The sequence below is a fragment of the Runella zeae DSM 19591 genome (assembly GCF_000423565.1).
Lineage (GTDB): Bacteria > Bacteroidota > Bacteroidia > Cytophagales > Spirosomataceae > Runella > Runella zeae.
In genome coordinates this window covers 3,386-13,422 of sequence record NZ_KE384052.1, presented here as the reverse complement: position 1 = coordinate 13,422, position 10,037 = coordinate 3,386, and the positions used below count along the sequence as shown (strand labels likewise).

Annotated in this window: 5 protein-coding genes; all 5 read left to right on the top strand. The window is 46.8% G+C overall.

The window, feature by feature from the left end; all coding sequences use genetic code 11:
* Nucleotides 1-182, top strand: a 182-nt coding sequence (locus G563_RS38595) for a hypothetical protein (protein WP_037327288.1), incomplete at its 5' end; no start/stop codon positions are given.
* A gap of 2 nt (nucleotides 183-184) precedes the next feature.
* A complete protein-coding gene (locus G563_RS0133260) occupies nucleotides 185-2,485 on the top strand; it encodes a hypothetical protein (protein WP_028669137.1) in 2,301 nt (766 codons plus the stop codon).
* Nucleotides 2,486-2,621: 136 nt separating this feature from the next.
* Entirely contained in the window at nucleotides 2,622-6,617 is a 3,996-nt protein-coding gene (locus G563_RS0133255; RefSeq protein WP_028669136.1) for a strawberry notch C-terminal domain-containing protein, read from the top strand.
* 4 nt (nucleotides 6,618-6,621) lie between these two features.
* Entirely contained in the window at nucleotides 6,622-8,217 is a 1,596-nt protein-coding gene (locus G563_RS0133250; RefSeq protein ID WP_028669135.1) for a hypothetical protein, read from the top strand.
* A gap of 225 nt (nucleotides 8,218-8,442) precedes the next feature.
* The coding region (locus G563_RS38590; RefSeq protein WP_037328891.1) for a hypothetical protein at nucleotides 8,443-10,037 on the top strand (1,595 nt) is incomplete at its 3' end.

Here is a 10,037-nt window from a genome sequence, read left to right as displayed (position 1 = left end):
CTTGGCTCAGAGAACAAGGCTACAAATGGACAAATAGAGGCTATTGGTACATTACTTACAGCCCTCAGCAATGGCAACTCATCCACGAAAAATTCAGGGAAAATACAGCCCCCGACTTGGCACTTCTGGAGATGGAAGCCCAAGCCCTCGAACTCGAACTTCAATTACTTAATCTATCATAACCATGAAAACAAGACAAATTATCGTTCTTTTATGGGCGTTTTTAACGCTATCAACCACTTCTTTCGGACAAAAAAAGAAGAAAGTCCCCCAAGACACCACTGCCACCCGTGCTTGGGTGCGTAGTTATGTCCAATCAGTTCTTTCCACTCCCGTCCTTCAGCCTGAAACCCCACCTAGCGATAATCGCCCCGATTGTGTGGCAGGGCTAACCCTTGTTTCCGTCGTTCCTGTTGAAAAACAACTGGAAGTCACTTTTCATAGTCTGGACGTTCAGAGGATTGATTATGAAGTTTTCCAAGCCCAAAAGGTTGTTTTTTCGGGTAATACGGGACAGCTAACTTCTCCCGTCTTTCGGATTAATTACAATCCCCCTAAAGGCCAATACGAAGTCAAAATCAAGGCCAAAAACTGCAAAAGTGACCCCAAAACGGGCATAAAGACGATTCAAGTAGCACAAATCGAAAATTCTACCCCTGCCAACGTAGTTCCCGAAAATGTCATCCGAACTACGCCACCCCGTATCATCTATTACAACTACGATGATACGGGAGAGGAGTTGAGCGCCATCAAGCTAAAAGTTGAGAGAAAGCAAGATGGTAAACTCTACCTTAGCGACGACGGCACGATGCCCTTCAGAAGCTACTATGCCATCAACGGTGCTACCACTTCACAACTCATCCAATACCCTGTACGAGCAGGGGAATGGATACACCTTGTCAAGTGGGTGGCCGACATCGACAACATCAACGCCGACGCGTGGCGTACCTCCGTGCAATACGCAGGGTTGAAAAACAAAAAATTCGCCCAAACCTACGAGTGTACTTTTTATGTTGCAGACGGAACTACTACAAAACTAGACTACACCCAACCACTCTGGAAAAACGAAGCCCACCGCGACGGCCTTAACCTTACTTATACCCCTGCCTTCACGCTCAAAAACAAACGTTACGGTTCTGAAACCATCCCAAACGAAAGCGAAACCCAACTCAAAAACCTCTCGTGGGCGACGGGAACCGACCGTTATCAACTCTTATATGCCAATGAGGTCAAAGACCTGACCAACCGCTTAGGCAAAGGTATCACCGACCTGCAAGACCACGAGCTTGACCGCGCCGCCGATATGCTCGCCAGTATGACTTCTTCCGCCTACTTCGCCGTGGATTATGAGCCACACAATCCCCAAGCGGACAATTGGCGTTGGAATTTTGACAGTGGGAACTTTCGTTCGGTCATGCAAAAGCTCTCCCAACGCATCTATGAAAGGCACAAAAAGTATTTTTATTCTTGGATTGGGAAAGGAAACCGCTTTGCCTTTCGAGGCAAACAATTTGAATTAGACGGGTGGGCTAATGACACTTGGGGCAATGACCTTGACACCTATCTTGCGATCCACGAAAACCCCACCGAAATCACCCACGTTGATTTGGCCGCCCCCACGCTTACCCAAGTGGGTTTTGGTTACAGCTCTACCACTATCAACGGCGATGCCGCAAAAGGCAATGAATGGGTATCGCCCAAATTGTGGTATTTAAGGGCATTGGACGTCTTAAACATCCAAACGCTTATTACCCCACCCAACGAAAAATTGCTACTTTTTGTGTGGCCGTTTGAAGACAAACCCGCCGATGCCAACCGCAGCCCCATGACGCGCCTGAAATGGGGACAAGGCTATATCAAACAAGTGGACAATCGGGTACAATACCCCCACAACTTGGTCAGGGATGCCATTTTCACCTACCTCTGCAACCCCAAACACAGCTATACCCAATATTGGCTATTTGGCAATAGCTACGACCCTTACGACCTACTTTATTGGTCAAAAATCAACGGCCAACTCTCGTGCCACTCCCAAAATGCAGGTGGGTTTTTTGTATCCGAATATACTGGCCCCGATACTCCCCCTTGCCCTACTAGCGGCAAAGGCTACATCGGCAAAGACGCCCTCAGCGTTTCGGCCATGATACAAGCCCATGAGTTGTTTGCCAAGGGGATTCAGGACGTCTGTGACGGGACACAGGTGAGGGATTCCTTTGAGTTTGTGCAGTACGTGCGCCAAAATGCAGGCGTGACCGAAACCCAAACCCCTCTCCACCAAAACGACACGGGCGAATTTGCCCGCGCTTACAAGTATGGTCAGCCGTGGGTGCAACTCTGGAAAAATCCCAAGTCGGGCAAGCGCGTATTGCTGTACCAAGACCTGTACGCGGGGGCTTTTGAAGAAGGTAAATTCACCGTCATCATCGACGGTCGAAACATCACCCGAACCACCCAAGGCAACAATTTGTACACCGAAATATTTTGATAGCAAAATCATGCCCGTAGATCTTCCCAGGTTTCATGGTCGACGCGCATTTTGATAGCAAATTTTCGAGCTTCGGCGCTGATGAATTCCGGAGCCGCACAAAGTCGACCTCTATTTTGATAGCAAATCCTACCTAATGAAAAAAACAACCAACACCCCCAAAACCACCAAAAGAACCGCTAAAAAACGCCAGAAAAACAATGCGTTGGGCGCGGTTTACTTTCCAGTCGCCAAGACTCGTTCGATGAAGGTCGAAACCCCCGATAGCATGGCCGCCGAAATGGCAATGGCTCACGCCGAACTGACCGCTTATCTGCAAGCCAATTTTGGTGACATGAGCGTCGAAGAGTACGTTCGTCGTAAACTCGCGTATCCTACCATGCAGGCGCTTGAAAATGCCCTTTTCGCCGAGCAAATCGACGGCGTAGCCCTCGCTATCTACAACATCGAAGCCAAAAAACAAGGCATTGTCATCGGCGACCAAACGGGCATTGGCAAAGGAAGACAGGCCGCTGCCATCATTCGTTACGCCCTTTTACGGGGCAAAACGCCCATTTTTTTCACCGAAAAGCCTAACCTTTTTTCCGATATTTACCGCGACCTCATCGGTATCGGCAGCGAAGACGGTACGCAAATCAAAAAACGCCGCAACCAAGCGGCGGAAAAAGAATGGGACGAACTCACCGAAGAGGAGCAAGAAAACTACGGTAGTCAAGAAAACTACGACAACTATCTCAAGCAAAAAGGCGTTCGGAAGGTGTCTACCTTTTCGGAAAACAAAGCCTATGACCTCCAAAAAGGTACCCACGTCGTGCCTTTCATCGTCAACTCAAAGGAGCTAAAAAGTAGCATCAAGGATGCCAACGGTAATATCCTCTACGAAGCCCCCGACAAAGCCGAGCAGGATGCCATTTTCGCTGCGGGTCGTTTGCCAAGCCCCTATCGTCTCATCATGCTTACTTACTCCCAAATTGCCACGGGTAATAAGGTCAAATACGAAGCAGGGGTGAAAGTGGTGGAAAAGGGTAAAAAGGCGCAGTTTATCGCCAACATGGCCGAGGATAATATCATCATCATGGACGAAGCGCACAATGCTTCGGGCGGTGATTCTAGCACGGGTATCATTGCTAGAGAGATGCTTCAAGCCTCCGAAGGTGCGGTTTTTCTTTCGGGAACTTTCGCCAAACGTCCCGAAAACATGGCCTTGTACGCCCAAAAAACGGCCATCGGCGACGTCAACTCCACCGCTGAAGGACTCGCAGAAGCCATTACCGTAGGCGGGGTGGCTATGCAAGAATGGGTATCGTCTATTTTGGTCAAAGAGGGGCAAATGATTCGCCGTGAACGCGGCCTCGAAAGTACGGGCGCCGTGGTCAATTGGATTACCTTGGATGAATCGGCGCAGGTGTGGGGATTGCCCAACCTGAAAGACCAACACCGCCAAACCGTTGACCGCATTACGAGCGTGATTCGCCAAATCATTGCTTTTCAAAGCATTCACGTGGGTTCGTCGCTGAAAATGCTGAACCAAATCCTGAAAAACCAAATGGGAGAAGCCAACCTCAACCAAGGCACCAAAGCCGCTGGGGTGGACAATGTACCCTACTTCTCGAAGGTGTTCAACGTCATCAATCAACTCCTTTTTTCGACCAAGGCCGAAGCCGTGGCCCTGCAAGCCCTCAAACGCTTGCAGGAAGGCAAAAAGGTCGTCATTGCCTTTTCCAGTACGATGGGTAGTTTCATCGACGAACTCACCGAAGGGGGCATCGAAGACCGTAACGGCGGAACCCGCATCAAACTAGACTTTGCCTTGGTGCTTGAAAAAGCCCTCCGCAGTGTCTTGAAAATTCAGGTTTCAAGTGGTTGGGGAAAAACCGAGTATCGGCAGTTACAGGTAGAGGAATTGTCCGTGCAAGGGCAAAAAGATTACCAAAGGATACTGGAGGTGGTTCGTCAAACCACCACCGATATTTTGGTATCTCCCATCGACGTTATCAAGGAGATGATAGCGGCCAAAGGTTACGAGGTCGCCGAGGTCACGGGGCGAAACAAAGAAGTCAAATTCGACAAATCCCCCACGCTTGGCAGGGTCATGCCCAAAGCGGGGGTCGTGGTGCCACGCGCCAAGGAGGATGCGGCAGGGGCGTTTCGACGGTTCCAAAACAACGAAGTGGATGTACTGCTCATCAATCAATCGGGGGCGACGGGGGCATCAGCTCACGCGATTCCCACCGAGCGGGTTCCTGCCTCCAAGGTCAAACAACGGGTGATGATTATTGCCCAAGCCGAACTTGACGTCAATATTGAAGTGCAGAAGTGGGGGCGTATCAACCGTACGGGCCAAATCTTACCGCCTATCTACGATTACATCGTATCGGCCATTCCTGCCGAGCAGCGGCCTACCATGATGCTTCAAAACAAACTTCGTTCGCTCTTTGCCAACACCACCAGTAGCCAAAAGTCGTCGAAAGATATTTTGCAGTCCAACGACTTCCTCAACAAAATTGGTGACCGGGTCGTCAAAGAGTACGTGGAGGTCGAGCGGGAAGAAAACGGCAAAGAGAGTATCTACAGCCTCTGTGACCTCAAAAAGTGGATGGGTCACGGTGACAACAAGGAGACAACCGAAGAACTGGCCAAAAAAGTAGCAGGACGCGTCGCCATTATCCCCACCGCTCGTCAGCAAATTTTCTACGAAGAAGTAGGAGAAGCCTACAAAAAAGAAGTCGAAAGGCTCGTCAATGCGGGAGAATACGACCTTGAAGTAGAAGTACTTGACCTGAAAGCAAGATTGATACAAGAAGACCTCCTCGTCGCAGGAAAACCCACGGGCACTTCGGAGTTTGCCAAGCGATCCATGTTGGGCTTATATGAGGTCAACAACCTCCACAAACCTTACACCTACGCCAAGCTGCAACAGCTCATTGAGGAGGCCACCAATGGAAAAGAAGTAAGACTTCACACCCAAGAGATGCTGAACGAAGCTTCTTCGTTTCTCACCCAACGCCGTGATGAAAAACTCGCAAAAATTAGCAAGGATTTTGAGGCCGAAATGCAAGGGCTACGCGCCCAATTGGCAAAGGCAAAAGAAGAAAAAGCCGAGGTCATTCGCGCTCGAATGGCCGAAGCAGAAAAAGAGTACACCGACCAAATCACGCTCGTAACTACCAAAGAAGACGCCACCATTGCCCTTGTCGAAGAAGTCATTAAGAACTTCTACGCCGGCCGAAAAATCGTCAGTAACTTGGAGCGGTTGGTATGTTTAGGGGTCAAAATCAACCAAAAAGCTAAAAACCCCTACAGTCTAGGCAAAATCTACGTTGATTTTGCGGTCGCTAGTTCGGTGCGAAGGATAAGTTTCAACTTGGCCAAGTCAGGTTATACCCACCTTGTGCAACTCCTGAAAGCCGCCCAGGAAACCTACCATTACAATACCCCCTTACAACGATTTTGGGAGGAGGGTGTCAAAGAACTCAACAGCGACCGCATCCGCGTCTACATCATCACGGGCAACCTACTGCAAGCCATTGCCCAAGAGCAGTTCAGAAATACGCGTATTGTCGATTTTACAATGCAAGACGGCAGCACCCGTAAGGGTTTGCTCGTGCCTTATTCGGTGTTGTCCCCGCCCGTGCAGGGTAGCACTTCCAAAATCAACAAGATTGTCCCCTTTTCGCAGTGCGCTGACGTGATTAGAAATATGCCGAGTGGTCGCATGATTGGCAGTGACAAGCTGAGCGTCATGTCGCGAAATGGCTATATCGTATTTGTGCCTGCTTCCAAAGTGAAAGGGGGCGACCTCTACACCGATAAGGGGCTCCTCGAAATGTTAGAAAACGAAAACTTTACCAAGTACGGTGAGAAGATGAGGGCCGTTATCAAGCCTGATCAGCTAGACGCTTTTTGTCAGTATGTTTCCGAAAAATTTGGGTTGTCGTGTATGCTCAACGATGAGATGCTTTCTTACCTCAAGCCCGTCAAGGCCGCATCAAACCAAAAAGAAGTGCTGAGGAAATATGAGCCATTTCCTGAGATGCCTACCCCTTCTTCCAATCCCCAATGGAATGACCTAGAGCTGATGGAAATGGAAGCCATTGCCCTCGAACTTGAACTCGAACTTTTAGCTTTTTAAGCCCATGAAAAACAAACAATTGCCCCTCACTTTGGGCAAGTTAGAAGTCAATGTAACGGCTCCTAACACGCCGCCCGACCAAGAAATGCTGAAAATTTTCAAGCCTTTTACCAAGTCCAAACACCCTAGTTTTCAGGGTATTCATTTTGATGCGCATGGCATTACGGCGACCAATGGGCATTTTTTGATGCACCTTCAGACCCAAACCCCTACCCGTGGGGTGTTTCTGCCATCGGGCGAAGTAGCCGATAGCCCGTTCCCTCACTACAAAAAGCTGCTAGACCAACTCGATGACGAACACCATAAGGCGTTGGAAGTGAACCTAAAAAAGCTTTTAGAAGAACTCAACCATACCCACCTGAGTAACACTTACAAAGGGGAGGTGGGGACGGCCATTTGCCTCGTTGCATACGACAAAAACCTCGTTTTCTATGACGTAGATTACCTCAAAAGGATTGTCAAACTTTTGTCTGATGATAGCGTACAGGAGGCCACCTTCAAATTCAAAAAGGCCGACCTTATCAAATCCCAACCCCTGCTCATTGAGTCTGTTTTCAGGAGCCAAAAAGCCATTTTTGTCCTCATGCCCGTGGCGGTTTACGAAACCGACGAAAGCATTTGGAGGCGACAAAAGAACATCCTCTACAGCCTCGAAAAAAACGCCAAATATTCAGACCAACCCACCCAAAAGAGTTTCCCCCAAACCAATAAAACCATCACATCCATGACGAACAATGCAAAATGGCTACAAGCCAACATCGCCCCCAAAACGCGGGAGGATATGCCCCACGAGACCTTACAAAAGTCGTATGATACCTTCCAAAAATTCACCCAAAATTGGACGGATTATTCGGTTTTTGAACGCAGCGAAAACATCGAACGTACCTTGGGCGTATTCCGCGAAAAATACACCGAGGCCATAAGCAAAATGCCGCCCCAAACACCTACCACCAAGGCAGCTCCCAAGCCAACAATGGAGAAACCCAAAGCGGACAAAAAGCCCAAAGCAGCTACCCCCAAAGCCAAAGATTGTAAATGTGAAGAACAAAAGCCTAAGGCGGAAGCCAAACCCAAAACCCCGAAAAAAGCCTCCTCTAAAGTACAGAAGCCCAAGGCCGACAAAAAGCCTTCTAATTCCGAAAAACAGGAAGAAAAAGCCCAAAACGAGCTAAAAAGATTGAAAAGCGAAAATGCGCAGTATGAGAAAAAAATCTTGTTTGACTCAGATTTTCTTAGTTCGCTTATCACTCAAATCAACAAGCATGAGCAAAAAGCCAAAGGATTGGGGGCATTGCCCACCAAACTTGCCGAAGAACTCAAACGCGAACGTACCCTTAATACGCTGTACAAAAGAGTAGATAAGCGAAATGTAAAAGGGTTTCAAAGTCTGGAAAAACGCCTCAAAAAGTCCAACGAACTTACCCCCAAGCTCGAACAGCAGTTTTATGCTTTGTACAGTACGCTTGGTGGCCTTAAACAAGCAACCGTGGCCAAACGTCAAGTAAGAAAAACCAATAAGCGCAAAAAGACTAACGCTACCAAGAAATCAACCTCAAAATCCGTCCAAAAGCAGGGTTTTTGGGAGAGAATTTTTGGATAAGCCCCCACGATAGCAAACACAAAACCCTTGTCATTCAGCTACCGTGTGGACACAATTAGAAGATAATTCTAAGTTAAGTTTCCAACTACTCATTACTGAAAGACTCTGTATAAATCATTCAAATTGAACGATTTATACAGAGTCTTTTATTTTTATTCTGCCTTCAGTAAGTGCCCATTCGTCAAAAGCCCAATACTCCGCTTTACGTTGTCCAGAATTTATCAAATGCACTTAATCGTGCCAATTTCCTACACGATCTATTTTATTTTTTATATCAAGCAGCTCAAAAATATCCTTTTATTATCTTTAGGAGGAAAACCTTTTCCTGTGGAACCTGTTATGACTTCTTTTGGTACATTAGCGGCTCTGTTTACGCTCGAAAAAATCACTGAAACTGTTTTCGGTGGGGTAATGGAAAAAGCTGCTTTTGAAGCACTTCCCGCTTACATTAAGAAACTTCTTCCTTTAACAATGAGTGAACCGCCAGTAAATCACGATTTACAAAAGGCGATACTTTCTGCACATTGGATGGCTACCTGGGTCATCACGGACGGATTACAGAAACAGGCCGAAAAACACCGGAAGAATGAAGCAGCACATAAAGTAGTAATCAATGCAGCCAAAGACCAACTCAAAAAACTCAAAGATGAAAATTATTTGCCTATAACAACTCCAGACGCTTATGAAGCCTCCGAGTTGATACTCAAAGACCCTATGCTAAAATCGGTTACGACGCTAAAAGCCTCGGTGATCGAATTTCACTTGGCAGAAATGCGTAACCATTCAGGAAGGGCACATGAATTAATTGCCTATGAAGAAATTGAAGAAGCCATCCGAAACGGGCAACCGGATTGGTTTGATCTGGTTTGTGCGTTCCTGAATGAATTACTCAAAGGGGAAAACAATAAAGCCAAAGATGCTTTCCAAAATCAGGAAATTGCCAAAATGACCATAGCAACAGGAATGTTGATGCAAAAGATGGAAGAATATTCATCTAACTGTATCAGCCGAATTGGAGAAGAGAAATTTGAGCATTTCAAGGAAATGGTTAGCCTTGAATTAAGAGCAATCCAGATTTCATTGACCAGAATTGAGGACTATTTAATAGAGGTCATTGATAAAGTTGACACCTTACTGGTACTTCATTCTAAGAGCAGGCAGGAATCTAAAGAACTTAACCTTGACAACTTCCCTGATTTCAAACAAATATCAAATGAGATAGAAGCACTAAACCTGAATTTTGAAAGCAAGCAGCTGGAAAGACAGGAAGTAGAGGAGTTTTTAGCGGAGGAAACCAACGAGCGAAAAAGACAGCGATATGAACGGGAACTGTCGGAACTTAATCAGGAACTTCTAATCATTGATGAGCAGAGAAACAGGAAAAAAACTACGTTAGTTGAATTTAGAAGTTACATTGAAAAAACATGGTTGAGCCTTTACAGCACTGAAGTAAGCCCTCGGTTGCTGCAAGCCAGAGAGAAATTTGAGCAGGGAGATTTAACCGCCGCCAACAGTATCTTAAATCCCGACCTATTAGAGTACGAATATGAACAACTTCAACAGGTTTCTGCACTGGTCAACCAAAAGAAAGAATCATTGAGTCAGGAATATTTAGCGAAAGCAAATTTTACCATACTTGAAAAAGCCGATACAAATTGGTTTGATGCGGCCAAAGAATACTATCAAAAGGCTATTCAATTACAGGAAACCTACGAAACGTATGTTGCATTTGCGGATTTTCTGGCCGGCCACCGACAGTTTAGGGAAGCTGTTATAACCTATCAAAAAGTACTTATCTACGCAACTTCTGAGAACAGAGG